General features: G+C 59.2%; 24 protein-coding genes and 1 riboswitch. Of the genes, 3 read left to right on the top strand and 21 right to left on the bottom strand.

Annotated elements, in window-relative coordinates; all coding sequences use genetic code 11:
• Positions 1–7: 7 nt before the first annotated feature.
• The 3 genes from hxlA to pip form a co-directional block, all read right to left on the bottom strand.
• Positions 8–655 (bottom strand): 3-hexulose-6-phosphate synthase, encoded by a 648-nt coding sequence (gene hxlA, locus AB0A83_RS07065; RefSeq protein WP_150047594.1) that lies wholly within the window; start codon positions 653–655, stop codon positions 8–10.
• A 199-nt stretch (positions 656–854) separates the two neighbouring features.
• A complete protein-coding gene (locus tag AB0A83_RS07060) occupies positions 855–1,436 on the bottom strand; it encodes a UbiX family flavin prenyltransferase (RefSeq protein WP_150047593.1) in 582 nt (193 codons plus the stop codon).
• Between the two features lie 7 nt (positions 1,437–1,443).
• On the bottom strand, positions 1,444–2,397 hold the full coding sequence (pip, locus tag AB0A83_RS07055; protein WP_150047592.1) for a prolyl aminopeptidase: 954 nt from the start codon (positions 2,395–2,397) through the stop codon (positions 1,444–1,446).
• Here pip and AB0A83_RS07050 point away from each other — a divergent pair.
• Positions 2,396–2,554, top strand: coding sequence for a hypothetical protein (locus AB0A83_RS07050; RefSeq protein WP_190303268.1), 159 nt, complete (start codon positions 2,396–2,398; stop codon positions 2,552–2,554). The genes pip and AB0A83_RS07050 overlap by 2 nt on opposite strands.
• Positions 2,555–3,063: 509 nt before the next feature.
• Here AB0A83_RS07050 and AB0A83_RS07045 read toward each other — a convergent pair.
• The 18 genes from AB0A83_RS07045 to AB0A83_RS06960 all read right to left on the bottom strand — a co-directional run bounded on the left by AB0A83_RS07045 (position 3,064) and on the right by AB0A83_RS06960 (position 19,150).
• Positions 3,064–4,359, bottom strand: a complete 1,296-nt coding sequence (locus AB0A83_RS07045) for a cobyrinate a,c-diamide synthase (RefSeq protein WP_367155859.1) — start codon at positions 4,357–4,359, stop codon at positions 3,064–3,066.
• Complete coding sequence (locus tag AB0A83_RS07040) at positions 4,352–4,705, bottom strand: ferredoxin (protein ID WP_367155858.1); 354 nt, start codon at positions 4,703–4,705, stop codon at positions 4,352–4,354. The genes AB0A83_RS07045 and AB0A83_RS07040 overlap by 8 nt, the downstream gene beginning before the upstream one ends.
• Positions 4,695–6,467, bottom strand: a complete 1,773-nt coding sequence (gene cobJ, locus AB0A83_RS07035; RefSeq protein ID WP_367155857.1) for a precorrin-3B C(17)-methyltransferase — start codon at positions 6,465–6,467, stop codon at positions 4,695–4,697. The genes AB0A83_RS07040 and cobJ overlap by 11 nt, the downstream gene beginning before the upstream one ends.
• Positions 6,467–7,216 (bottom strand): cobalamin biosynthesis central domain-containing protein, encoded by a 750-nt coding sequence (locus AB0A83_RS07030; protein ID WP_367155856.1) that lies wholly within the window; start codon positions 7,214–7,216, stop codon positions 6,467–6,469. The genes cobJ and AB0A83_RS07030 overlap by 1 nt, the downstream gene beginning before the upstream one ends.
• Positions 7,213–7,998 (bottom strand): precorrin-2 C(20)-methyltransferase, encoded by a 786-nt coding sequence (cobI, locus tag AB0A83_RS07025; protein WP_367155855.1) that lies wholly within the window; start codon positions 7,996–7,998, stop codon positions 7,213–7,215. Before cobI ends, AB0A83_RS07030 begins: the two co-directional genes overlap by 4 nt.
• Positions 7,988–9,292, bottom strand: a complete 1,305-nt coding sequence (cbiE, locus tag AB0A83_RS07020) for a precorrin-6y C5,15-methyltransferase (decarboxylating) subunit CbiE (protein ID WP_150047586.1) — start codon at positions 9,290–9,292, stop codon at positions 7,988–7,990. Before cbiE ends, cobI begins: the two co-directional genes overlap by 11 nt.
• 1 nt (position 9,293) lies before the next feature.
• Positions 9,294–10,394, bottom strand: a complete 1,101-nt coding sequence (locus AB0A83_RS07015; RefSeq protein ID WP_150047585.1) for a cobalt-precorrin-5B (C(1))-methyltransferase — start codon at positions 10,392–10,394, stop codon at positions 9,294–9,296.
• 2 nt (positions 10,395–10,396) lie between these two features.
• The gene (locus tag AB0A83_RS07010; RefSeq protein ID WP_367155854.1) at positions 10,397–11,062 is read right to left on the bottom strand and encodes a precorrin-8X methylmutase; all 666 of its coding nucleotides are present in this window, start codon (positions 11,060–11,062) and stop codon (positions 10,397–10,399) included.
• A gap of 4 nt (positions 11,063–11,066) precedes the next feature.
• Entirely contained in the window at positions 11,067–11,915 is an 849-nt protein-coding gene (locus AB0A83_RS07005; RefSeq protein ID WP_150047583.1) for a sirohydrochlorin chelatase, read from the bottom strand.
• Complete coding sequence (cobM, locus tag AB0A83_RS07000) at positions 11,912–12,694, bottom strand: precorrin-4 C(11)-methyltransferase (RefSeq protein ID WP_150047582.1); 783 nt, start codon at positions 12,692–12,694, stop codon at positions 11,912–11,914. The genes AB0A83_RS07005 and cobM overlap by 4 nt, the downstream gene beginning before the upstream one ends.
• On the bottom strand, positions 12,687–13,367 hold the full coding sequence (locus AB0A83_RS06995; protein WP_367155853.1) for a CbtA family protein: 681 nt from the start codon (positions 13,365–13,367) through the stop codon (positions 12,687–12,689). Before AB0A83_RS06995 ends, cobM begins: the two co-directional genes overlap by 8 nt.
• 9 nt (positions 13,368–13,376) lie before the next feature.
• Positions 13,377–13,544, bottom strand: coding sequence for a CbtB-domain containing protein (locus AB0A83_RS06990; protein WP_150047580.1), 168 nt, complete (start codon positions 13,542–13,544; stop codon positions 13,377–13,379).
• Positions 13,545–13,659: 115 nt separating this feature from the next.
• Positions 13,660–13,875, bottom strand: a riboswitch (cobalamin riboswitch).
• Between the two features lie 104 nt (positions 13,876–13,979).
• A complete protein-coding gene (locus tag AB0A83_RS06985; protein ID WP_150047579.1) occupies positions 13,980–14,483 on the bottom strand; it encodes a YkgJ family cysteine cluster protein in 504 nt (167 codons plus the stop codon).
• Positions 14,484–14,501: 18 nt separating this feature from the next.
• A complete protein-coding gene (locus AB0A83_RS06980) occupies positions 14,502–14,822 on the bottom strand; it encodes a hypothetical protein (RefSeq protein WP_150047578.1) in 321 nt (106 codons plus the stop codon).
• 506 nt (positions 14,823–15,328) lie between these two features.
• Positions 15,329–16,615 (bottom strand): D-alanyl-D-alanine carboxypeptidase family protein, encoded by a 1,287-nt coding sequence (locus tag AB0A83_RS06975; RefSeq protein ID WP_150047577.1) that lies wholly within the window; start codon positions 16,613–16,615, stop codon positions 15,329–15,331.
• A 27-nt stretch (positions 16,616–16,642) separates the two neighbouring features.
• Entirely contained in the window at positions 16,643–17,545 is a 903-nt protein-coding gene (locus tag AB0A83_RS06970; RefSeq protein ID WP_150047576.1) for a cation diffusion facilitator family transporter, read from the bottom strand.
• 116 nt (positions 17,546–17,661) lie between these two features.
• Positions 17,662–18,507 (bottom strand): cupin domain-containing protein, encoded by an 846-nt coding sequence (locus AB0A83_RS06965; RefSeq protein ID WP_367155852.1) that lies wholly within the window; start codon positions 18,505–18,507, stop codon positions 17,662–17,664.
• Between the two features lie 13 nt (positions 18,508–18,520).
• On the bottom strand, positions 18,521–19,150 hold the full coding sequence (locus AB0A83_RS06960) for a sigma-70 family RNA polymerase sigma factor (protein ID WP_150047574.1): 630 nt from the start codon (positions 19,148–19,150) through the stop codon (positions 18,521–18,523).
• A gap of 337 nt (positions 19,151–19,487) precedes the next feature.
• On the opposite strand from AB0A83_RS06960, the gene ppgK reads away from it, so the two are divergent.
• Complete coding sequence (ppgK, locus tag AB0A83_RS06955) at positions 19,488–20,231, top strand: polyphosphate--glucose phosphotransferase (RefSeq protein WP_150047573.1); 744 nt, start codon at positions 19,488–19,490, stop codon at positions 20,229–20,231.
• 459 nt (positions 20,232–20,690) lie between these two features.
• On the top strand, positions 20,691–24,146 hold the full coding sequence (locus AB0A83_RS06950) for a hypothetical protein (RefSeq protein WP_367155849.1): 3,456 nt from the start codon (positions 20,691–20,693) through the stop codon (positions 24,144–24,146).
• The last annotated feature ends 236 nt before the right edge of the window (positions 24,147–24,382 follow it).

The raw sequence follows: 24,382 nt of genomic DNA, 5'->3' as shown, positions 1-24,382 counted from the left end.
AGCAATATTATGCTGCAGCAGCTTCGACCAATTCGCGGATTTCGCGAGCGGCGGTAGCCGGGCATGGTGCGCCGTAGATGGCAGCGCCGACAACGATGATGTTGGCACCGGCTTTAACGGTTTGATCGATAGTGGCAGGTTTGATACCGCCGGCGACGGATACGCGAACGTTCAAGCCCAATGAAGCGACGTCGTTCAGGTCGGCAAACGGGGTTTGGCCGGCGGCTTGCGCGTCCAGACCGGTATGTACGCCCATGATTTGCGCGCCCATTTTTGCGGATTCGCGTGCGCACTCGGCTTTGTTCGGTACGTTGATCAAGTCAACTTGTACTTCAGCGGCGTGTTTTTTCGCCGCTTTGATGACGCCGCCGATGGTAGCCAAGCCGGAAACGCCCAATACGGTGCAGATGTCCGCACCCGCCGCATAAAACGCACCGGCTTCGTATTCGCCGGCATCCATGGTTTTTAAGTCAACCAACAGCAGTTGGTTTGGAAAACGTTGTCTCAATTCTTTAACCAGGTTGATTCCGTTGTATTTTATGCAAGGCGTGCCAATTTCGAAAATATCGACATATGGCGCTACTTTATCGGCCAAAGCTACGGTTTGGTCGAAATCTAAAGAATCCAACGCCATTTGAATTAATGGTCTTGCCATGAGATGTGCTCCGATTGTTACAGTTATAGTTATAAGGACCGCTCACCAACACCCGATCGCCTTTAGCAATTGCTCAACCGTGGTCAATGGGCAATAAAAAAACTGGCCGCAACTCTAATCCAGAACGATGCGCCCTGTCAATTCAAAGCCGGCTATTTATCTAGGAAAAGCTCTTCAGTCCCGCCTGTTTTTCCGACGTTCATTCGTTAAGCCCTTGCCAAGGAGTAACCAGGCCATCTACGTCGACGCCGAACATCGCTAGTATACGCCCTACTCCTTCGTCCACCATAGCTTTGATAGAGTCGCTACGATTATAAAACGCCGGCATGGGCGGAAAAATGATTCCCCCCATTTCGGTGACGGCCGCCATGTTGCGGATATGCGCTAAATTTAACGGGGTTTCCCTGGGCACCAAGACTGTCTTGCGCCGCTCTTTTAACGCCACGTCAGCCGCCCGGGAAATCAAGTTATCGCCGAAGCCGTGCGCAACTGCGGCCAAGGTTTTCATAGAACACGGCGCGATGACCATGCCTTCGGTGTGAAACGATCCGCTGGCGATACTGGACGCAATGTCGTTGATTCCATGTGTAACATCGGCCAATCGATACAACGCGGCTCGGTCCATACCCAGCTCGTATTTCAAATTGACCAACCCGGCCGACGATATGACCAAATGGGCTTCCCAATCCCGCTGTTTGAGGATTTCCAACATCCGAACGCCGTAAATCGCTCCGGTCGCCCCGGTCATCCCGATGACCAAACGTTTTTTCCGTCCGCTCATTGGAAACTCAAACGCATCGCCAAACCATGCGGTCGGCGGCCGTGACCAGTGCGTCTATCATCTCCTCGCCTTTAGCCACATGCCCGGAATTAGGCAGCACGACATATTCCGCCTGCGGCAACGCCCGATACAAGCTGTATCCCGCTTCCATCGGGCAGGTCAAATCGTTTTGTCCGTGGAGGATGACCGTCGGAATCCCGGCCAATACGCCGCAATTTCGCAAAATCCGGTCTTCCTCGACGAAATAGTGGTTGCGCGCATAATGTAGCTCCATTTTTGCCTGCATCACGGCGCGCTCGTCCACCATGGCGTCGCTAACGTCATTGTCCTGAAACTCCGCCCCTAAAGCCAACAAACCGCCCCAGGAATTCCACAGCCGGACGGCGCCGCGGCAGGCGTCAACATCGTCGCCGAATACCGCCGCACACAGTTTAGGTAAAATATCGGCACCGTCAGCCGCGCCAAGATGATCGACTAGCGCACGCCACTGTTGCGGATAAATCTTGTTGGCACCGTTCAGTAAAAACCAGTCCATGTCTGCGGCTCGCGCCAAAAACACCCCCCTGAGTATCATGCCGGCAACCCGCTCGGTAAATTGCTGAGCGTACAACAGCGCCAACGTCGCCCCCCACGAACCGCCGAACAGCAGCCATTTCTCGATGCGCAGCAAGTCTCTGATACGCTCCAAATCTCGCAACAGGTGTTGGGTCGTATTGTCTGCCAATTCGCCGAATGGCAACGAACGCCCGCAGCCGCGTTGGTCCATCAAAATAACGTGGTAACGCTCAGGGTCGAAAAAACGCCGGTGATCGGGTTTAGTGCCGGAACAAGGCCCGCCGTGCAAAAAAACCACCGGCCTGCCGGCCGGGTTACCGCATTGCTCGACATACACCTTGTGAACACTTTCGGTTTCCAGCATAAAGCTGTGAAAAGGCGAGATTTCAGGATAAAGGGATTTCATGGATTTACACAAAGCGCCAATCAAATCGGCTATTTTCGGCGATAAAAAGCTAATCAGCCAAATCATATACGGCCAAGCCGCTCGTTGGGCGACCGCGCGGATTGGCCTGACGCCTATTTCAACTACCGAATCTGCGGCCAGTATAGCATTGCACTAGTTGAGCCGCTTACTCACCTCCAGTCGCGGCATAGGCGATTGCCACGACTAAATACACCGCATAGCGGTGCTTTCACGCCCCCCTTACACAAAACCTGAATGCGTGACTTAAAAAGCCAAGCATACCTATATCCTAATGATTTAAAACAATTGTTTCTGGACAATACGCGCATTCCATTTTTCACCCAGCAAGTGATTCATGAAGCGGTTTATCCCGGAACGATCTGAAACTGAAGTTTATACCAGCCATTCAGGATTAGCCTTGGTCGGTTTGTGTTTGAATCGGTATGGTCAACTGAATCAGGCCGACGCAGAGGGCTATTTGGGGTTCCTCAGCCCTGCAGAACAGGGGGAAACTTTATCCCAACATGCAGTTTGAAATTAGGTATCGTCGGCCGAGGGAAAATTACTCAAATTCTTGAACTTGAAGTGTCGGCAAATCGTGCGAAGAAAACAAATGCATAACCCTTACGCTCCCAAACACCTTGATTTAACCGCGCCGGAAATTCGCTAGGTTAATAAGAAACAAGCGGCTAGCCACTCCGGCGCGGACGGGAAGTAAAAATGCAGATAGGAGGCTGTCAGCGCACCGTGCCGGTATACGGCTTCGCCCGCCCGGCCGTCCGGCGTTAGCGCAATCGTCCAGGGCTTAATGCCCACCTCGGCGGTGGAGTAATGGAAACTGTGGCCGCGAATCTCGACGCCTTGGCAAAGCGCGGCCTGCGAACCTATCGCCGCCACGCGCGCTCCCATGCGGGCCGTGCCGGGCAGCAAGCCCAGCATCGGCCAGGTTCGGCCGTCGCAATCGATCAAGCTTTCCAAGGCGTACAACATGCCGCCGCACTCCGCCAGTACCGGCTTGCCTTGCCCGGCGTGACGCTGCAAATCGGCTTTCAGACTAAGGTTGGCGGCCAGCTGCGCGCCGTACAACTCGGGATAGCCGCCCGGTAGATACACCGCGTCGGCCGCCGCTAAATGCCTGTCTGCCAAGGGAGAAAAAAACGTCAGGTGCGCACCCAAGCGCTCAAGACAATCCAAATTTTGTGGGTATAAAAAGCAAAACGCCCGGTCGCGAGCCACCGCAATCGTTTTGCCGGCCAACAATTCGGCCGGTGCCGGCTGCGCGGCCGGTTTGGAAAAATACACGGGTGGCGGCAACTCGGCCAGCCAGCTACCTGCCAGACTGTCGGCCCAGACATCCAAATGCCGGTCGATGTCGGCAATCTCCTCGGCCAGTTGCAAGCCGAGATGCCGGCCCGGCAAGACGGCTTCGGCCAAGCGCGGCAGGCAAGCCAAGGCTAGGTTTTTCGGCACGGCCGCCCGCAACAATTCGCCGTGGTAAGCGGAGCCTACCCGGTTAGCCACCGCGCCGGCCAGCCGCAAAGACGGCCTAAACGTGGCCAAGCCGTGCAGCACCGCCGCAAAGGTTTGTGCCATGGCCGAGGCATCGATCACCGGCGCTATCGGCAAGCCGAAGGCCTCGGCCAAATCCGCGCTGCTGGGCTCGCCGTCGAATAAGCCCATGACGCCCTCCACGATCAACAGGTCGGCGCTGCCGGCTGCCTGGTACAACAGGCCTCGGCAGTGTTCTACCCCCATGATCCAGGTATCCAAATTGCAGACCGGCCGGCCGCTGGCTTTGGCCAGAATGGTCGGGTCGATAAAATCCGGGCCGGTTTTGAAGCAGCGCACTCGCAAGCCGTTACGGCTATGCAAGCGGGCTAACGCCGCCGCCACCGAGGTTTTACCTTGGCCGGAGGCCGGCGCGCACACCAGCAGCGCCGGGCAGGCTACGCGGTCAGTCATGTTGCCCGTCCGGTCCGCGGTGAAAAATCAAGGCTTCCACCGGTTCGCCACCAAGCAGATGCCGCTCGATGATGCGTTCCAGATTCGACTCGGTGACTTGGTAATACCAGACACCATCCGGCTGTACACAAACGATGGGCCCGGCTTTGCAAGCGGCGAAACACGCCACCCGGGTCCGCTTGACCCGCAGCGCGCCCTGATCGAGGCCGGCCCGTTTCAGCCGCTCGCCCAAACCGTCGAACAAGGCCTGCGACTCGCCGTTTTGGGTACAGCGCGGTCCGGTACAGACCAATACATGCCGTTTGTAAGCCGATAGTTTCGGTTTGCCGGCGGGTTCATGACTCATTGAATTCCTCCTCGGGATAGCCGGCGTCCGGCTCAAATGGGGTAACAGGATGGGCCAAGGCCTCGGCCGCATGCCGAAAATGCCGCAACACTCGTTCGTCCCAGCCCGACGCCCCGCGGATCAACAACAGGCTCAAAACGACTTGGCCGTAGCGATCGGTAACATAGACACCGTACTGCCGCTCCGCATGGCTGAAAAACCACAGATCGGCGACGCTTTCGCTGTCCAGGTGCAGATGCTGACGTTCCGCGATCAAATTCAGCCAGCGGCCTTTGCGGCTCAGTTGCGCCGCGTTCAGCAACAACTCGGCGACCGCACCGGCGCTACGCAACACCGCTCGCAGCTCGCCCCAATCATGGGCCGCGGCCAGCACGGCGTCCAATTGTCCGGTATCCGCCCGGCGCGCGCCTATCGCCTCGTTTGCTTCCGGCCCGGCCAAGGCTGCCAGGATTTGGGCCGGCGGCGCATCGAAATGCTCGGCGGCGTCCCGCAACCCGCAATCCGGGTATCGTTGCAAAAAATCGCGCACGCCGGCGTGCCAACCGTTCAAACCCATGCTCAACGAGCGGCCGGCCTGCTCGCCGGGCTTGGTCGCCCCGGTCGCGCTATCGTATTTGTTGGCATAGCCGCGCGGCGTGACCAATAAGCCGTGCCGCACGAAGGTGCTGCTGTTGCCGATCAGCACCGTGCACAACATGCCGATTTCGCAATCGGCCATCTGCGCTAACGTGCTGATCTGAATCTGTTGGCGGCGCCGATAGCCCGATTTGACCACGGCGACCGGCGTATCCGGCTTGCGGTGTAACAATAAAAGCCGTTGCGCTTCGACGATTTGCCGGGTGCGGCGGCCGCTTTTCGGATTGTACAGCGCCACGACGAAATCGGCCCGGGCGGCCGCCTCCAGGCGCCGGGCGATCACCGGCCACGGCGTCAACAAATCCGACAGCGAAATCGAGCAAAAATCGTGGGTCAGCGGCGCGCCTACCAAGGCCGCGCAAGCGGTCAGCGCGGTCGCGCCGGGCACGACTTCGACCGCTACTCCGCTATCCGGCGTCCAACCGGCCTGAAACAACAGTTCGTAAGTCGGTCCGGCCATGCCGTACACGCCTATGTCGCCGGACGAAATCAAGGCCACGGTTTTACCCGCGCTGGCATGCCGGTAGGCCTCGATGCTGCGGTCCAGTTCCTCGGTCATGCCTTTGCGTATCACCTGTTTGCCGGCCAGCAACTCTTCGACCAACTTGATGTAAGTGGAGTAACCGATCACCACGTCCGCTTCGGCGATGGCGGCGCGGGCCCTAAAACTCATGTGTTCCGGCGCGCCGGGGCCGAAACCGACCAGCAAGATTTTCCCCGCCCGTTGTGGCTGCGTTTGACAGCGGGCAATGGATACCGTGGCATGCTTGCCGTCCGAGCCGCGAAATTTATGTTTTTCCAAAATCAAGCCGGACACATCCGCTTGCGCCGCCAGCAACGCAGCGGCTTCGGCCACGGCCGGCGTACCCATGTAATGGCGCACGGTTTCCGACGGATTGGGCACTTGCACCTGCGCCAATTGCTCGGCACCGTAATAATGCAAGGGCCAGGCATGCGCGGCGGCGAGTTGCAGAATGGCCGTTTCGTCGCGCTTTTGTTCTATGGTGGCCACAGCGGCCACGCTATCGTAATCCAAGCCGGCCAAAGCCAGCGCCTGTTCGACCGCGGTGGCTAGGGTAGCCGGTGCCGTATCGCGGTCGCAGCCCAATCCTAAAATATACGCCATCACAGCTGCTCCAGCGGCGGCCGGTAAACCACCAACCGTTCCGGCAAGGCTTGCCAGTGCGCGGCTTCGACTGGGCGGCGCGTCACCCACAACACCGCGCGGTAGGCGGTTAAATCCACGTCCTCGAAACGCGCGAACAAATGAATGTTGGCCGGCAAGGGGCTGGGCCTGGTCCACCAGCGTTTGCTGCCGGCTTCCTGCACGAATGCGATGAGTTCTTGGTTGACCACGTGCGCCGATACCCGGGTGACGTTGATTTTAGGGGCCAGCAATTCCCAGCCCAGTTCCCGGCCCAGTATATCGACCGGAATGGTCCGGCCGACGTCTGAGGCAGTGGTCAGTACCGCCTGAGCGTCCAGCAAGCCGGCCAAGTGCTCGGCAAAGGCGTTGGCGCCGCCGACGTGGCCGGACAGCACCGGGATGACGTAACGGCCGGCGTCGTCAACCACCAACACGCCCGGGTCGCTTTCCTTGGACTGCAAATGCGGCGCAATCAAGCGCACCACCGCACCCAGCGACACGAAGAACACCAATTGTTCGAAGCCGCCGAACCAGCGGCCGATATGCCCGCTCAACGGCCCGGCCACAATTTCGGCCGGATGCGGCGGGTTTGCAAGGTTGGCGGCAAATTTTTCCGGCACGGCCAGCTGCGCGCCCGGCAATAACTCGGCCAAGCGCAGGGCATGGGTCAGACCGTGTTTGGTAATCGCCACCAACAGGATGCGCGGCGCGGGAGTTGGACTATTCATAGGCTTTCAGGGGTTGAGGATTTGTTGCGGCAACCGCGCATCATGGGCCCGCGTCGGCGTTGCGGATTGCGGATCAGCAGCAAGGACAGGTAATTGACTGTTTCACCGCGTAAGTCCGCCACCTCGCGTACCACCCGCTCCTGCGGGGTGCCGGCTTTTTCGACGAAAGCGCTGTGCGCCAATAAATCGCGGCGCTGCAGCCAAGCAACGATGTCGTCCAGCAAGGGTTTGACCTTGAGCAGCACCAGGGTATCGAAATCGTCCAACAGCTTGTCCAGGGCCTCTATACCGTAAGCGGCCGGCACAATGGCGACGGTATCGTCGGTGTCGGCTAAAGGCAGCGCCAGCCGTGCCGCGGCCGCATTGAAAGACGGTACGCCCGGCACGGTTTCTATGTCGACTTGCGGCGCCAGCGCCGCGACGGTACGGGCCAAATGGCCGAACGTGGAATACGTCGAGGCGTCGCCTTCCACCAAAAACAACACCGTTTCCCCGGCGCGCAACCGCGCCAACACGGTTTGCGCGGCTTGCAGCCAATAGCCGGCCAGGACGGCCGTATCGTGACTCATAGGAAACACCAGCGGACTGTGCGCGGCCGGCAACGCCAAGCCGGCCTGCAAGGCGATGCTTAGCGCGTAGCTGTCGGCGTTTTTACGCCGTACCGGGTAGCTCCAGTGGCAGTCGCCGCGCTGCAAGCAACCCCAGGCCCGGCGGGTAATCAAGCCCGGATCGCCCGGCCCCAGCGACACGCCGATCAAACGGCCTAACGGCTTAGCGTTCATCGCCAGCCTCCCCGGCCTGACCGTTTTGGGCGCAGACCAGCCACACCGGGTTTTCGGCCTGCAAGCGGTGCATGTCCAGGATGGCTTTGCTGCGCGAAGCTTGCAGCTGGCTCGCATCCCAAACCGCGTTCAAGCGTTTCAAGACCGCTATCGCGCCCGCCAGGTTTTCCAGGGTCGCAAAGCTCATCACCAGCCAGGCGCCCGGCCGCAAGCGGGCCAGACACAGGCCGATCAATTCCGGCAATTCGCCGCCGGAACCGCCGATAAACACCGCGTCCGGGTCCGGCCAAGCCGCCAAACCGTCCGGCGCCTTAGCCTGCAACAAACTGTAATTGCTGACCCTAAGCGCGATTTTATTGGCCCAGGCATTGGCCGCGTCTTCCGGATTTTTCTCGACCGCGTAGACGTGGCCGGCAGGACACAAACGGGCGGCCTCCAAACCGACCGAGCCGGAACCGGCTCCTATGTCCCAGACTATGCTATCGGCTTTAAGCGCCAGGCGGGCCAAGGCTACGGCCCTGACCTCCCGTTTGGTAATCAAGCCTTTATCCGGCTTGCGTTGTTGGAAGCAGTGGTCCGCCAAGCCGAATAGTGCCTCCGAACGGCACGGCTGCCGGCGGAGCAACAACACGTTAGGTTCGGCGAAAGTACGACCGGCCGCCTCGTCTACACTCAGCCAACCGCTGACCGATTCGTCCGGCCGGCTCAGGCGGGAGGCTACAGCCATGCGATAAGCGCCGACCAAATTCTCTTGCCGCAACATGCGGGCTATCCTGTCCGGGCTATTGGCCGGGCTGGTCAATACCAGCGTCAGGGCAGCCTGCCGCAGCTGTTGCAGCAGCGGGTATAAACCGTGACTCGGATCGGCACCCGGCCGCCATTCGCCGGCGTCGCGGCCGTGCGCCGAGGCGATGCGCGCGTCCTGCCAGGCCACGCCTAGCCGGGCGCAGGCCAATTGCAGCATGGACACATTCGGCAACACCTGCACGCTGCCGGCCGGCAGCCGGTCGTACAACATGCCGCCGATGCCGTGGCACAAAGGGTCTCCCGTCGCCAAAACCACCACATTGCGCCCTGCCGCTTGGGCACGGGCGATGGTCGGCGCCACCTCCGGCAAGCGGCCGGTTAAATCCCAACGCTCGGCGGCGGCGGCCGGACTGTCCGCCAGGCTCTGCAACAGCCTACCGCCGGCAATGACCAAATCGGCGCAGGCCAGATGCGCCAAGGCTTCGGCGCTCAAACCGCGGCAACCGTCGTCCAACACGCCGATGATGCGGCAGATTCCCGCACTCACCTCATACCGCCCCGGCCACTTCGGCCAATTTGTTGCCGTCGAAGTCGCACATCAACACGGTCAAATGGAAACAGCCGCGATAACGCCGGCGCAAGGCGTCGATGACGCGCCGGCCCAAGGCCAGGTAAAAGGGCTGCAGCAAACCGAGCTCTTCCATGCATTCGCTGGCGTAGCGGGCCATTTCCGACGCACGTATCGCCGCGCACACCGAGACCGGTGCGCCGATGCCGGCGGCAATGTCGGCCAGCAGCTCGGTGTCCACCGCGTTGCGGTTGGCGTGAGTGACGGTTTCGCCTTGTGCGATTTTGGTCAACTTGCCGACCATACCGCCGATCACGACGTGCGGTATCCGGCACTTGACCACGGTGTCCAGCGCGTATTTCAAGAAATCCCCCATTTGAACAAAGCAAGCCGGCGGCAAATCCGGCAATTCGCGCATCGTGAATTTTTCGGTGCGCCCGCCGGTGGTCAGTACCACAACCGTTCGGCCTTGGTTGGCGGCGACTTCTATCCCTTGAATCACGCTGGCCCGAAAGGCCGCGGTCGAATAGGGATGCACGATGCCGCTGGTACCCAGGATGGAAATACCGCCGACGATGCCCAAGCGGTAGTTCAGGGTTTTCTTGGCAATCTCCGCCCCGCCCGGTACCGAAATCGTCACTTGCAAACCGCGACGACGCAACCAGTCGCCGGCCGCCGCCCGCACGTTGGCTTCGATGTTGCGGCGCGGTACCGGGTTGATGGCCGGGCCGCCGACTTCCAGTCCCAAGCCCGGCATGGTCACGGTACCGACTCCCGGGCCGCCTTTTAACACGACCGCCCCCGGCGTGTCGGCCAGCAGGCTGACGTCGGCGGTCAGCGACGCTTTGTCGGTCACGTCCGGGTCGTCGCCGGCGTCTTTGATTACCACCGCATGGGCCGAGCCGTCCGCCAGATACGCCTCGCTCACCGCAAAGCTGACCATTTGCCCGTTCGGCAACTCGCATTCCACCCTATCCGGAATTTCGCCGGTCACCAGCCCCAACACCGCCGCCCGGGCCGCGGCGGCCGAACAAGCGCCGGTGGTATAACCCGTGCGCGTGCCCTTGGCTTTGCGCTCCATGTTCAGGCTGACGCTTGCCGGGCCTCGGCCAAGGCTAGCAGCGCGTGCAATGCCGCCACCACCAGCGTGGAACCGCCTTTACGACCTTCGATCAACAGCCAAGGCACCTGTTGTACCCGGCTCAAGGCGAGTTTGGATTCCGCCGCCGACACAAAGCCGACCGGCATGCCGATCACCAAGGCCGGTTGCAGGTGGTCGTGCTCTATCATCCGCACTACTTCCAGCAACGCGGTCGGCGCATTGCCGACGGCAACGATGCCGCCATCCAGCAATCCCAGGCTCCGCGCCTTGCGCATGGCTTGCAGCGCACGGGTGGAACCGGCTTGCCGGGCTTGGTCGATGACGTCCGAGTCGGCGATGAATTGCCGCGCCACCACCCCGAAATGCTGCAAACGCGGTCCGGACAAACCGACGCAAATCATCTCGACGTCGGCAACGATAGGCGCGCCACACAACAATGCCTGCACCCCGGCCGAGACCGCCTGCTCGGAAAAGCGGGTCAGACCGTTGAATTCGAAATCGGCGCTGGCGTGGATGATGCGCCGCACCACCTGCCATTGCTCGGCGGTATAGTGGTGCGGGCCCGCCTCCGCATCGACGATGGCGAACGAATCGTGCTCGATTTGCCGGCCGGCGGCGGTCAATTGTTCGGTGATGACGTTATTCATAGCGTCAGACGTGATGATGCTGGCCGTGGCCGTGATCGTGGGCGAATTCACGGTATTTGCAGCCGTCGCATTCCATCATGCGCGGCCCGTCGGCCGCCAGCGTTTCGGCGATGCGCTGATCCAGCAACCGATAAATCTCCCGCTCGAACCCCAAATACGGCCCTAACGCGAAACCAACGCGCGGATATTGACCCTGTAAGCGCGCGACCTGACGACGAATACGCTCGATCAGCGTGCCGGTGAACAGGTAATAAGGCAGTATCACGATCTGCCGCATGCCGGCATGCACCTGGCGCTGCACCACCGATTCCAAACGCGGATGGGTAATGCCGGTAAAGGCGATGTCGATCAATTCGTGCTCGCCGTCTTCGTATAACCAGCGCGCCATTTTGGCGACTTCGCCGTTGGCCACCCGGTCGGACGAACCGCGCCCCAGCAGCACAACCCCGGTATTGCGCGGGTCCGGCACGTCCAGACTATGCATGGCTTGCCGCAAGTTGCGCCGCAAAATCTGCAAAATATCCTCGTCGGCCCCCAAGTGCCGGCAATACACGAACTCGACGCCGGGATGACGCAAGCGCGCCTGTTCGATGTGCTCCGGTATTTCCATTTTCACGTGACCGGCGGCGTTTAAAATCAACGGCAACACGACTACCCGCGCACCCAGGCCGGCCGCACGGTCCAAACCGGCGTCCAGCAACACCTCGGCGAATTCGATGTAACACACTTCTATGCGCCGCTGCGGCTGTAATTGCCGCCATTGCGCGGCGAAACTTTCCACTTCCCGGTTGCCTTGCTCGTCGCGCGAGCCGTGCCCCACCAGCAATACGGTTTCGGAATCGGCGTTTATCATGAGGATTTTTCCGCTTTGCGAAAACGGTGCGAAAACATCGCATCGTAGAGTTTGGAATGATTGATGTCTTGCCAATGCCGGGCTCCCAGGGCCGGGCTGGCGATGATCATGGCTTGGCTATTGATGCCTTGCGCGCGGCACAGCTCGCGAATGTCGCGCAAACAACCGCGCACGATGCGTTCCTCGCCGGGCCAGCCGGCCTTGTGTACTACCAGCATCGGTGCGTCGTCCGGCCAGCCGGCCGATCGCAAGGCATGCTGCACCTCGGCCAGCAAGGTGGCGGACAAGAAAATGCACAAGCTGCAGCGGTGTTTGGCCAAGGCCTCCAAGTCTTCGCCGGGCGGCATCGGGGTACGGCCGGCCACCCGGGTAAAAATCACGGTTTGGGTGACTTCCGGCAAGGTTAAGGACTCGCCGGCCGCGGCGGCGCTAGCAAAAGCCGACGACACGCCCGGCACTACGCCCCAAGCGATACCGGCCGCGTCCAGCGGCCTTACCATCTCGGTCAACGCGCCGTACAGGCCGGGATCGCCGGTTTGCAGACGAATCACGCTGGCGTGGCGACCAGCCCGCGTAATCAACCAGTCGCTGATTTGCTCCAACGTCATGCCTTTGGAATCGCAAATCTCGCAGCCGGCCGGCACGTAGGCCGTCGCCGCCGGATGCACCAGCGAGCCGGCGTACAGCACCGCACCGGCCTGTTCCAGCAAGCGTCGGGCTTTAACGGTCAAAAGTTCCGGATCGCCCGGCCCGGCGCCGACGAACCACACCTTAACCATTGGGCCGGCCTCCCTCATCCACGGCCGACGCGCGAAACAGCGCCGCGGACAAGCTGCCGAGCAACAGCCAAAACGCCAAATTGGTTAGCGCCGCCGCCGTGACGAAGCGCGTCTGCAACCCGTCCGGCGCGCTACCGGCTTGGACGGCCGCGATTTCAGGAGCGCCTATGGCATGCGGCAACACGATTAACAGCCAGCCGACCGGTCCGGCAATCCGATGAGGAGACCAACACAGCAACGCCAAACCGCTCGCGGTGCCGACAACCGTAGCCACCCACCAGACTTGCCGCGCCGTTAAATCGGCGGCTTCATTGCCAGGCAGCTCCGGCGGCAGACCGACGGCCGGCGCGGCAAAAAACGCCGCGTAACCGGCCAAGCCCCACAAAGCACCGTCGAAGGTTGCGCTCGGCGGCTTCAACCGATAAGCAGCACTCAGCATCAAAGCCAAACCGAAGGCCAGCAACAAATTGGCGCCGGCCGTCGCCGCCGTGCGTTGCCAAACGTTTTCCGGCTGCCAGGCTTGATCCTGGCGACTCGCTTCGTGTTCGGCATGCACTTCGTAACGTTCCGCTTCCAGAATCAATGGCGTTACCCAAATCGCCTGTATAAGCGACAGCAACAACGCGGCGGCCAGGCCGGTCAAGCCGGCCGGCAATAGCAGACCTTTCGCCATGACGGCGGCCTAATGGCAGGGAAAACCGCCGGCGTGGCGGGTATCGTGGGCGGCGTTATGAATTGGCGCAAGCGGCGCGAAACCGACGATCAGCACCAAAAGCAAACCGGCCGCAAACGCGGCGTAGGCCTTGACCAGGCGCACATCGAAGACGGTGGAAATGGATTGAACCAGCATGTCGAACTCCCCGAAAAAATGTAACGAACGGAGCTGACTGGCTAGGAAAGGAAATCGGGCAGCGAAGACCGCCCGGCGGACGATCGCACAGCCTGCGCTCTCCCTCCGAGAGTCGGCACCCTACAATCGATCAGGCCGGTATTCTGGCTCACCTTCTTACCAATCGGCGCCTTCCCACACCCAATAATGGTGCAGTGGCAAAATGCCGATTCGTCCGGTTTACAGCAGCGGGGGCTGCGCCGGAATCGATGCACTGAGCTGCATCTCACCGGGCTTCCCGTTTAACCTGAAAGCAAAAAAACCTTCAGGCACCTTATCGAGGTTGCGAGTATATCCGAGCCGGCGGGCTTAAGCAGCAAAAATTTGAACCGGTTAACAGGGAACGATGACGTCGCACCGGAATCGGTGGACGGGGAATCGCCGAAAATCGGCGCATCAATCGATAGCGGGTGCGGCTAGCGAAAACCACTGCGGCAAACCGCGCAGCTCGCCAAGCTCGCGCAACCGCCGGTCGATAGCGTCGTGATTGCCCCACACCACGTCCGCCAAACCGCCGCCCTCAACCCGCGCGTCGATCTCTTTACAGTACAAACCCCGGTCGCGTTGCCGATAAAAACCGTAAGTCCGGCAAGCCAGCGGGCGGTAAGCATAGACGGAACACAGGCCTGCGGCCTGATCCAACATGGGGCAAATTAAAGGCCGGGCGGACTGGCCGGCCAGCGCGGCGATGCCGCGACCGATTTCCTGCAACCTGTCTTTGGGCAGGGACGCCAACCCTTGGCGCAACAATAGCCATTCCCGCTCGGTAAGCTCGGGCACCTCGGCCAGGCGCCGGCAACAACTGTCGCAACCTTGCCGGCACGGCCAATCGTGGCGGCCGGCGCGAACCGCCGCTACCCGCTCGTCGATTTCGGCATGCAGTTGCTTCAGGCTATACACGGCTAGCAGCGCGGCGGATCAGGCTTGAAAACCGGTCTCGGACGCCGACAGGTCGCTATCGTCGCCGTACAGCAAATATAAAGCCGACCTGTCCGGGCTCTCGGTCTGAAACGCCGAATACGCGTGTAACAAGGGCGAGATGTAGCGTGCCGAACTCGGACTGGTGAAAACCAGATAACTGGCGCCGTCTTCGGCCCAGCCGCCGTACATCGCCATGCCCTTAGGGCCGTTTCCGGCCACGTATGCGGCTCTGAACGCGCCGAACAACACGGCCAATTCGCCGGATTCGTATTCGTTACGCGAGAACTTAATGCGGTGCCAAGCCGTGTTTTTTAGCATCTCTTGCCTACCGTTGAACGAAAATTCGCAGCCTGCCTGCAGGCCCCCACCACTGTTACGACACTGTAGGCGCGCAGGCGGGACGATCTTAACATCCGCAAAATTTTCCGCCAATCTCGGCTCCGGCGTCGCAAGACGAAGGAATAGGCGCAAGTCCGGAACCGACGAAAAGTTGCCCGGTATTTAACTGACCGCATTGAATTGCGCATACACTCGGGCATTCCGCTCCGGGTAACTCTCATAAACATGCGCAAATACCGCCGAGCATTTATGTTGATAGCGCTATGGCGTGCAGGCACACGGCAGACCGGAATCCAGGGGGGGTATTCGCTGCTGAGCTTGAGTTGAGAGCGGGCCGCGGCTTTCTGCCGCCAGCTTAGTACCAGTAATTCGCGGGCCATTTTTTTGACCTCGCTACGCTCCTCAGTCTCAGTTCCGGCGCCGGACGGGTAAGAATGTCGAAGATGACCGGTTCTTCCTCGCTCATATGCTCCTGTCTAACGCCCTCAACTGACGCCTGGCAGTAATTTGCACTCGCGGCCTTTGGCATGCAGTTTCTTGCAAAATTGCCTTGCCTGACTCTGCTCCAAACCGGTCCATTCGGTGCGCCACAATGCCTTGCCCTGACGCTTGATTTGCACGATGTGCGGATTGCCGCGCTTTGCTTCGCTGCCTAAAGCGTAGCGGGCCTGTTTTAGATTGACGTTGGCTTCGACTTTTCGGGCGTGATCGCCCAGCATGACCACCCAATTGGAGTGACTGTTTGCCCGCTTTTGCGGCTTAACCACGGCTTTAGCGCTAATGACGGATGATTTGCCCGGTTTGATGCGAATGGGTTCCGGCCGGCCGTAAGCGGTATCCGCGCCCATTTGCGCCGCGCTACCCGCGCAATGGTTGGACGACAGCTGAAACGGCGGCGGCGCGCTGCCGGCGTCGGCCAACTGCACGACCGGCAACCCGACCATGCCCGCCCCGGATTTTTCAAATCCCAAATCCAGTAGATTCGCCATTTGTTGAAACCTTTCCGCACTGCTGCGCGCGCCTAACAACACCCCGATCAAGCGATGTCCGTCGCGTTTGGCGGAAGCGATCAAGTTATAGCCCGAACCACAAGTAAATCCTGTCTTCAATCCGTCCGCGTCCGGATAGATTTTCAGAATCTTATTGGTATTCGGCAACAACCGGCCTTTATAGGCGAACTCGGTGGCGGAAAAATAACGGTAAAAATGCGGATAGCGGCGTATCAATTCGGACGACAACAGGGCCAAATCGCGGGCGCTGCTGATTTGACCTTCGTTCGGCAAGCCGCTGGCATTTTGGAACGAGGTGTTGTACATGCCCAGGCGACGGGCCTGACCTGTCATCATCGCGGCGAAATTGCTTTCACTGCCGCCTAATGCCTCAGCCAACACCACCGCGGCGTCGTTAGCGGAACGGGTGGTCACTGCCATAATCGCATGTTCCACGGTTATGCTCTGGCCTTGCCGCAATCCCAGCTTGGAACTGGGTTGGATCGCGGCATGCGCGGAAACCGTCAGCTTGTCGTCCAAATGCAAACGGCCATTATCCAGTGCCGCAAACGTCATGAAGATCGTCATAACCTTGGTCAACGATGCCGGATACCAACGCTGGGTGGCTTCCACCTCATGAATGACGCGACCGCTATCGGCATCGATGACGATAGCCGCATATCGGGCGTGAGCTGGAACGCCTGCGAATAAAACGCACGCCAACAAGAGGGTGAATACATGCCGCAAAGCGGACTTGGATAAGATTCGATGAGTTTGCAACATAGCGGCCTAAGCTTTTGATCGCAGTATTTAATCAGAATTATCGATTTCGAAAAAGACCCAAGCCACCCGGGGATGCTCGACTTTGATCGTTTTTTCCAACGCATTGATTAATTCGACCGCCTCGGACACCCGCATGTCGGCCCGCAATTCGGCCTTGAGCGCTACCATCACTTGACTGCCGTGGTGTATAGCCCATACGTTCAACACCCGAACGACGTCGGGTTGCCGCGCCAAGCTATCGGCTACCGCGTCGCGTATCCCGCTATCGGCTTCGCCCAGCATTAGCGCGTGCACCTCTTTTCCCACCAACACGGCCACAACCACCAACAACACGCCGATCAAGATCGAGCCCGCAGCATCGTAAGCCGTGTTTCCGGTTACCAGCGTCAATCCCAGCATCAGCGCGGCTATCACCAGACCCAACAGCGCCGCCAAGTCTTCGCCGACCACCACCATCAATTCGCTGGAGTGAGTCTCCTTAAACCATTGCCACAAGCCGCGCCCGGCTTTCTCGTCTTGCATGGCCGCCAAAGCGCCTTTTAAAGACAAGGCTTCCAACACCACCGCAACCGCTAGAATACCGAGCGCCAAACCGGCATTTTCGACCTCGTGCCGTTCCCCTAGCCGCAGCCACCCCTCGTAGATCGAAAACAGCCCGCCGACCGAAAACAAGGTGATCGCCACCATCATCGACCAAATGTAGGATTCGCGCCCGAAGCCCATGGGATGTTTGGCGGTGGCCAGCCGCGAGGAACGCTTCATGCCGACGAACAACAAAATTTGGTTACCGCAATCGGCAAACGAATGAATCGCTTCTGCCAATAACGAGCCGGAACCGGTCCAGGCCGCCGCTCCGGCTTTACTGACGGCTATGCCCAAATTGGCGGCGAATGCATAAGCGATAGCTTTTGTGGAGTTGGCGTGCGACATAAACAAGGCTAAATAAAGTGGGCCGGATATGGCGGCAATCTTACCAATTGAATTGGCAGCTGTAGACAAGCTTAGACCAATCGGAGCCTCAAGCCGAAAATTCGATGCCCCCCGACTCAGCCCGGCAAATCGACGATAGCCCCACGTACGAACAGCAACGCGGAACTGTCGCAACTCCAGTCACCGCGCTTGCGGCCTGCCGGAGCCAATTGAAAATCGCCGGCTTGCAACAACATGTCGCCGAAAAAAACCTCGCCCGCCAACACCATGCATTCCTCGTCGACTGAATGGGAATAGTCCGGCAGCTGCGCACCGGCAAACAAGCGATAAAAACAGGATTGATAATCCCGGTCGCCATAAAGGACTTTTTTTTGCACCCCCGGCGCCAAGTCCTGCCAATCTTCGTTGCTCTCCATAAACACGCTATCGGACGAGTCCTCACCGCCGGGCAGCAAACCGCCCAATACCTCGCGCAATACCCCGGCCTGATCGCCCAGAGAAGTTCCGCGCAAATAAGCCAAAGCCCCTTGCCGGGATTTGATCGTCGCGTGCCGGCTGCCGGGCGGCGATACGTGATAGTCCAGAGGCCCCAGCTCCAAAGCCTCCATCTGCAAGCCGCCGCGTAATACTATGCCCTCTTCCAGCCAATGATGCCGGTGCGGAATCAGGCCTGCACCGGCGGCGAATTCGATCAACACCGAACTGCCCTGCGGCCCGTCCCACAAGGTTTTGAACTTGACGCCGGCGGTCAGGCAACGCCAACTGCCGTGCTTGCCGCGCACCGTCAGCAACCCGGCATGCCTCGCCGCACTGTGCGCGACGTGGGCCAGCAAACCTTGCCTTAACCCGGTTTTACGCGCTTGCGGCATGGGAATGGGAGACAAATGATCCAGCAGCAACCGGTTGAGCCGGTCTTGGGAAGTGTCGTCGTCCGAAGCTAGCGAATCGGTTTCGTCATTCATAAACGTGCATCCTTTATTGCGCCAATTGCGCCAACATCGGCTGTAAACTCGCCAAGGAGCGGCGTATGTGCGATTTCACCGTCCCCAACGGTAAACCGGTGCATTGGGCGATTTCGTCGTGGCTCAGGCCGCGGAAAAATGCCAAAGCCAATAGTTGCCGCGGCAAGGGCTCCAGCGCCGCCAACGCTTGATGCAACACGCCTTCTTGTTGCACGGCTTGCAACAAATTGTGCGGCGTTTCGGAGTCCGGCCCCGCTATTGCTTCCATGTGCTCCTGCTCCAACTCGTCTTCCGCAACGTTCAATTGGCGCAACCCGTCCAAAGCCCGGCTGCGGGCCATGGTCATCACCCAGGCCTTGACACTGCCGCGGGCCGGATCGAAACGCGGCGCTTGCCGCCAAATTTGCCAAAAGGTATCTTGCACCACTTCCTCCGCCAACTCGGCTTGTCGGGTTATTCTTAAAGCCACACCGTAAACCTGATGGACCAAGGCATCGTACAAACTAGCTAAAGCCGCTTGATCTTGATCCACTATCGCGTCTATCCATTGCCGCAGTTGCGTTTCCTCCGGCGCAGCAGCACCCGCGTCCGCCGATTGGGCGGATTGGTTCAACTCGTCGGATTCCGGACCTAGTTGCGACATACGAAGTTCAGTGTGTTTAAATCCTAATACGTAACCCGCGGCGGTTTGGATGCAATGCATTGCCGGACCGGCTGGCAATTTTATAGGCCGACCGAAACTCCGCCGCTGGCCGGTTATTGTATTGACGGACGCCTATCCGGAGCAAATCGGCCGACGCAAGTACCCGCGTCGTTTTTTCGACAATGCCGAATTTGAGCTAACTTTGTTAACCGGATTAGTTGCCGGCCGCACAAATGTCCGCCAAACGGCATAGCATCCAACTTATCCGGCGTCGCCAACCCTGGCGAATGCTTGACCGCGTCGCCATAGCCACTTTCAATCTCATGCGAGCAAAACTATGAAAATTCTAGGTGTAGATATAGGCGGCTCCGGCATCAAAGGCGCCATCGTCGAAACCGATACCGGGGAGTTACTCAGCGAACGCCGGCGCATCGAAACCCCTAAACCAGCCACCCCGGAAGCCATAGCCTACACCCTGGCACAATTAGCCGGGCATTTCGCCTGGCAAGGCCCGATAGGTTGCGGATTCCCAGCCGCCATACAGCACGGCGTAGCCCGCACCGCATCGAATATCGACGCCTCCTTTATCGGCACCGACATTGACCGGTTATTTTCCGAAACCGTGCATTGCCCTTGCTACAACCTAAACGACGCCGACGCCGCCGGCATCGCCGAAATGCGCTTCGGCGCCGGTGCCGGCATATCGGGGGTAGTGCTGATCGTAACGATAGGCACGGGTCTGGGCACCGCGCTGTTTACCGACGGCGTACTGCTGCCCAATACCGAGCTGGGCCACATTTACATGCCTGACAGCATCAAGGGCGAACATTACGCCTCCGACGCCGTGCGCAAAAGCGAAGACCTAAGCTGGAAACGCTGGGGCAAACGCTTCGATAAATACTTGAACTTGATGGAAAGCCTGTTCTGGCCGGATTTGATCATCCTGGGCGGCGGCGCCAGCCAAAAATTCGACAAATTCAGCCACCACCTCAGCGTAGCCGCGCAAGTCCAACCGGCGGCATTTTTAAATCAAGCCGGCATCGTCGGCGCCGCGTTATATGCGCGGGCACGCTACGGCTGAATCCGTGCTAACCGATATGCTGTGTTGAATACTCAACAAAGCACCCGAGTAGGCTGCTGCCTTCAGATAGCGAACGTTTTAGCTGCGCACAAACATTGTGAAAAGCTGACGTGTATTTCTTCCCCCTCTGGCTCTGTTACTGTCGTCTTTACCAACGTTTACTATGAAAGTCATGATGGGAGCGACACATAGCCGCGATTCGCAAGGCCCTCATCGCGACTATGCGTCGCTCCTACCAAACTACCTTTCATTTGCCGGAGCGATTGCCAGACTTTCATGATCGTTAGGCAAGAACTCGAGAAGCGCGCGTTCCGTCAAGCCGTGTTACAAACACCTAAGCAAGCAGCCCGCCGGACTCGCTCCGCGCTTACCGGAGACTACTCGGAATAATGCCAGAGATATCGGTTTGCTATATCATGAGGCAACAATAACTAAAAACACCGACCGGGGGATCTTTCTATGGACATGTTACGGGCGCTGGGACTTGGTCCCGAGCACGCAATCAGCAAGCAGCAATTACATCTATACATCAATTTGAAATTGGCATCCTGCGGCCAACCCACCTGTATCGATGCCGAATCCGCTGCGTTCATGGAGACCGCGCAAGACTTGTTGGACAGCTACCTGGAAAAAAACCGCCTGTTGGCCAATTCCACCCTCTACCCGGCCGATCGCCGCATTCAAGATTTTCTGGACCGCTATTTGTCCGATCTCGGCTTGGAACAGCTGCCTACCCTGCCGACCATGACTTTCGAGCTGGACAGGCACGGCGTAGCCCGCGAATTGTCGCTCCCCTTGGGAGCCGATCACTTCGTGTCGGACATCGTTTCCAGCTACCGCGTCAAACAAGGAGTGTTGCACAATCCGGCCAGCGACCGGCGCACAACGGAAGGTTCCTTCCACATCGCCGAAGGCGGTTTGCCGGTACCGGGCGACAAAAAACAAGTACCCAAGCTGACCTTTGCCAGAATGCTGGAGCAGGCGCTGAATCCACCGGCCGACATGCTCATCGTCCCCTTTACGGCCAATCAGCCCCAACCGGCCCGCATGTTCGCCTCACTGCTGTTGCGTCCGGTGATTTGCCCGGAACTTCCCGGCCTGGAAGCGGAAAAATCCATGGAAGTCCGCTTTTTCGCACCCGGCAATTTGGTCAGCAACCTGGATTTCGTGGAAAGCATCTTCGGCAACGGCGGCAATCCGGCCCTGCCGGAATGCGACGCGGCTTTGGACATCGAGCATTGGAGCGGGCATAGCGGCTGCGTGATTCTGGCCCCGCATTTGGCCAAACTGACCAAAAAACAACTGGGCTTGCCGCATTGGGACGACGCCAGCGAACGGCAACGCGCCGACGGCATGTGCTGGCAGCAGGAAGACGAGTTGTATAACAACGGCCAGGCCTTCAAGCTGACCGCCCGCGACAAGTCCGGCGTGATCGTGACCTTGTTGGCCGACAATTATTACGGCTACTGCAAGAAAGAAGTCAAAACTCAAATCAGCTACGCCGCCAATTTATTCGGCAGCGCCGAAGAAGAGCACGCCGGCGGCGCCCTGGCCTTCCGCCGCTTTAACCACGGCGACGAATTCGGCGTCGGCAGCCTGACCCGCGAACCCGGCTACGATTTCGATGAAATGGCCTACCGCTACGGGCAAATCATGACCGTACAGCCCGAAGGCTATGCGATCGACAACCGGTTTCCCGACATAGTCTATGTGCCGCAAGATTTGCGGATGAATCTGACCAGCCAAAAAATTAGCTGGGTCAAAAACGGCCAAAGCCACAGCATTCGTTTGCAACCGAGCAAAATTTACGTACAACCCAACGGTTACAAGATAGAGATGTGCAAACACCCCGGCGCGCCGTCCTGGCGGCTGGTCGGCACGGTTGCGGAGGGCACCTTCTGTCACAAACCCTGCACGGTATCCGGCGGCGGCAAGTCGGAAATTTCCAAATCGATAGAAGACGCCGTGATCTACGGCCCACTGTTCGTCGACGATTTGCAGCACGATTTGGACAAAGTCCAGGCCATCTTCGACAAAGACTACACCGGCCGCTTTTTACCCGGCCACGAACACGAAGACCGCGCCCCTACCCGGCCGATATTGAGCGAGGAACGCAGCTTGGGTTCGGTGATCAAGCTGCTGACTCCTTCGCCTTACCACACCCCGGAATTCAACGCCTGGCTGGCTACTATCCCGCCCGGCATTCTGGCCTTGGTGTTTTTGATCAAACGTTTTTACCGTAGCGAATGGGGCGAACGTTGGCGAGACCACTTGTCGGTCGACGTGATCAACGGCGCGCCGGGACATGAATTGAAACTGGAACAACGCAAGATCGTCGCCACGTATTTACGGGTCGGCTTCGACCAGGAAGGCGGCTGGCGCACCTTTAAGGTTCGCCAGGACTACATCGCTTGTGAAAAAGTGCAAATGGAAGACGACATCAGTGCATCGGGGGTCGTCGCTACCGCCGCGGTCAAACCGTGGCTGGCTAAAAACGGTCACTATCAAACCAGCGTCAAACTGGTCAAAAACTGCGAATACCGGTTGTTTCAACGCCCGGACGACGCCATCATCCCCGGTTACGACAAACAAACCGAAACCAACATGGCTGCTCCCGGCAATTTCATGGCCAATTTCGAACCGCTGGATCCGGAAAAACTGGCCGAAGTAGTGGAAGACGTCACCCGTTTTTCCCAGTTCACCCCGCCGATGCGGCAATTGCTGGAGCAAGCCTACACCGAAAAAGTACCGTTCGTGGTGTCGTCCGCCTACCCGCGTTTGGTTAACGGTAAGCCGTCCAAAAATCCGCGCTATCTGGAAACCCGGCTGGATTTGATCAAACCGATGCGCAAATACGTTGCGGAAATCGGCGCCCGCTTACACCGCAAGATTCCGTTGAATCAGCCGTTATGCCACCCGGTCGACGCGGTACTGACCGGCCGCCGCAACAATCCGCCTGACGGTGCTATCCGCCCGCTGGCGGTCTACAACCCCATTCATTACCAAGAGCTGCCGGAATTGTTCATGGACTTCGTCTGCTCGCTAACCGGCAAATCGCCGTCGACCACCGGGGCCGGCAGCGAAGGCGCGCTGACCAAGGGTCCGTTCAACGCCTTGCGCCCTACCGCCGACCTCAACAACGCGCTGGTCTCGTTCATACTGACCGGCTACCCAGGTTTTTCCAGCTCCGCCGGCTACATCGGCCCGGACATACGGGTCGACCACGACATTAGTTTATTGATCCCGGAAATCTGGGCGCGCTTGTCGCCGCAAGAACGCCAGCCGGATTATTTGCTGAAGCACGGCTATTTGGAAGCGGTGGCCGATTTCGAACACAACGGCAAGCCGGTATTGGCCAGCCGCTTGGGCTACCGGATTACCAGCCAATTCGTGCACGGCCTGATGGGCAAGATTTTCGACAATCCCTATGCCGTATTCACCGACGAAATCCTGCAGCCGGAGCGGCAAAACCTGGACGTATTCGTCGACGGAGTCAACAATATCGTAGAAACCCAGCAGCGCGTCGCCCAGCTATACCTAGAGGACGGCAGCATTGCAGACGCCTGCCCGCCGTTGTACGCCCTGCTGCACATCATGGCCCATGGCCAATACCAAGGTATGGACGCACATTCCCCGGAACTTCGAGCAATGTTCACCCGCGAGTATTTGTTGGAATCGGCTTGGTACCGCAAACGCCTCGAAACCAAACAGCAACGCGATGTAGCGCTGTGGCAACGGCATTTGGCCTACCTGGAGCAAACCCTCAAATCCGGCAGCCAAAATCCGCGCATTGCCGGCCTGAATTTACAGCAACGCCGCCAACACACCGAAACCAAACTGGCTTACCTGCAATCGGCCGATTATTTGCAAGCCTTGGTCGGCACCATAGGCGCGGATCCACTGGAACCCTATTAATCCGGGACACGGGCAATGCTGTCGAGTGAAGAAGCGTAGGGGGCGAATCCATTGACGCGACCGGCGGCGGCAAGAGGCTGAATAAATTCGGCCCTATAGTCCGCCCCACGGACAACGCAACTTTTACGCAAGCGCTTTACAGCGAACAGACCCAAGCACGCCCGCCATGAAGCGGCCACTCTCTATACGCATCTACGCCTTGGCGGCCGGGTTTATCGCATGGCCGCTCGGGGCGA

This window comes from Methylomonas sp. HYX-M1, from assembly GCF_040741385.1.
Classification (GTDB): domain Bacteria; phylum Pseudomonadota; class Gammaproteobacteria; order Methylococcales; family Methylomonadaceae; genus Methylomonas; species Methylomonas rhizoryzae.
Note: the sequence above shows the minus strand (reverse complement) of the source record. Positions and strands in the feature narration are given on the sequence as shown.

Coding starts and splice junctions, on each gene's coding strand:
- AB0A83_RS07040 (WP_367155858.1), bottom strand. CDS start 4,705: ATGAGTCATGAACCCGCCGGCAAACCGAAACTATCGGCTTACAAACGG.
- ppgK (WP_150047573.1), top strand. CDS start 19,488: ATGAAAATTCTAGGTGTAGATATAGGCGGCTCCGGCATCAAAGGCGCC.
- AB0A83_RS06960 (WP_150047574.1), bottom strand. CDS start 19,150: ATGTCGCAACTAGGTCCGGAATCCGACGAGTTGAACCAATCCGCCCAA.
- AB0A83_RS07015 (WP_150047585.1), bottom strand. CDS start 10,394: ATGGAGCGCAAAGCCAAGGGCACGCGCACGGGTTATACCACCGGCGCT.
- AB0A83_RS07010 (WP_367155854.1), bottom strand. CDS start 11,062: ATGAATAACGTCATCACCGAACAATTGACCGCCGCCGGCCGGCAAATC.
- AB0A83_RS06950 (WP_367155849.1), top strand. CDS start 20,691: ATGGACATGTTACGGGCGCTGGGACTTGGTCCCGAGCACGCAATCAGC.
- AB0A83_RS07030 (WP_367155856.1), bottom strand. CDS start 7,216: ATGAATAGTCCAACTCCCGCGCCGCGCATCCTGTTGGTGGCGATTACC.
- AB0A83_RS06975 (WP_150047577.1), bottom strand. CDS start 16,615: ATGTTGCAAACTCATCGAATCTTATCCAAGTCCGCTTTGCGGCATGTA.
- hxlA (WP_150047594.1), bottom strand. CDS start 655: ATGGCAAGACCATTAATTCAAATGGCGTTGGATTCTTTAGATTTCGAC.
- AB0A83_RS07060 (WP_150047593.1), bottom strand. CDS start 1,436: ATGAGCGGACGGAAAAAACGTTTGGTCATCGGGATGACCGGGGCGACC.
- AB0A83_RS06965 (WP_367155852.1), bottom strand. CDS start 18,507: ATGAATGACGAAACCGATTCGCTAGCTTCGGACGACGACACTTCCCAA.
- AB0A83_RS06980 (WP_150047578.1), bottom strand. CDS start 14,822: ATGCTAAAAAACACGGCTTGGCACCGCATTAAGTTCTCGCGTAACGAA.
- pip (WP_150047592.1), bottom strand. CDS start 2,397: ATGAAATCCCTTTATCCTGAAATCTCGCCTTTTCACAGCTTTATGCTG.
- AB0A83_RS06970 (WP_150047576.1), bottom strand. CDS start 17,545: ATGTCGCACGCCAACTCCACAAAAGCTATCGCTTATGCATTCGCCGCC.
- AB0A83_RS07050 (WP_190303268.1), top strand. CDS start 2,396: ATGGATTTACACAAAGCGCCAATCAAATCGGCTATTTTCGGCGATAAA.
- cobJ (WP_367155857.1), bottom strand. CDS start 6,467: ATGGCGTATATTTTAGGATTGGGCTGCGACCGCGATACGGCACCGGCT.
- cobI (WP_367155855.1), bottom strand. CDS start 7,998: ATGAACGCTAAGCCGTTAGGCCGTTTGATCGGCGTGTCGCTGGGGCCG.
- AB0A83_RS07005 (WP_150047583.1), bottom strand. CDS start 11,915: ATGATAAACGCCGATTCCGAAACCGTATTGCTGGTGGGGCACGGCTCG.
- AB0A83_RS06990 (WP_150047580.1), bottom strand. CDS start 13,544: ATGCTGGTTCAATCCATTTCCACCGTCTTCGATGTGCGCCTGGTCAAG.
- AB0A83_RS07045 (WP_367155859.1), bottom strand. CDS start 4,359: ATGACTGACCGCGTAGCCTGCCCGGCGCTGCTGGTGTGCGCGCCGGCC.
- cobM (WP_150047582.1), bottom strand. CDS start 12,694: ATGGTTAAGGTGTGGTTCGTCGGCGCCGGGCCGGGCGATCCGGAACTT.
- AB0A83_RS06995 (WP_367155853.1), bottom strand. CDS start 13,367: ATGGCGAAAGGTCTGCTATTGCCGGCCGGCTTGACCGGCCTGGCCGCC.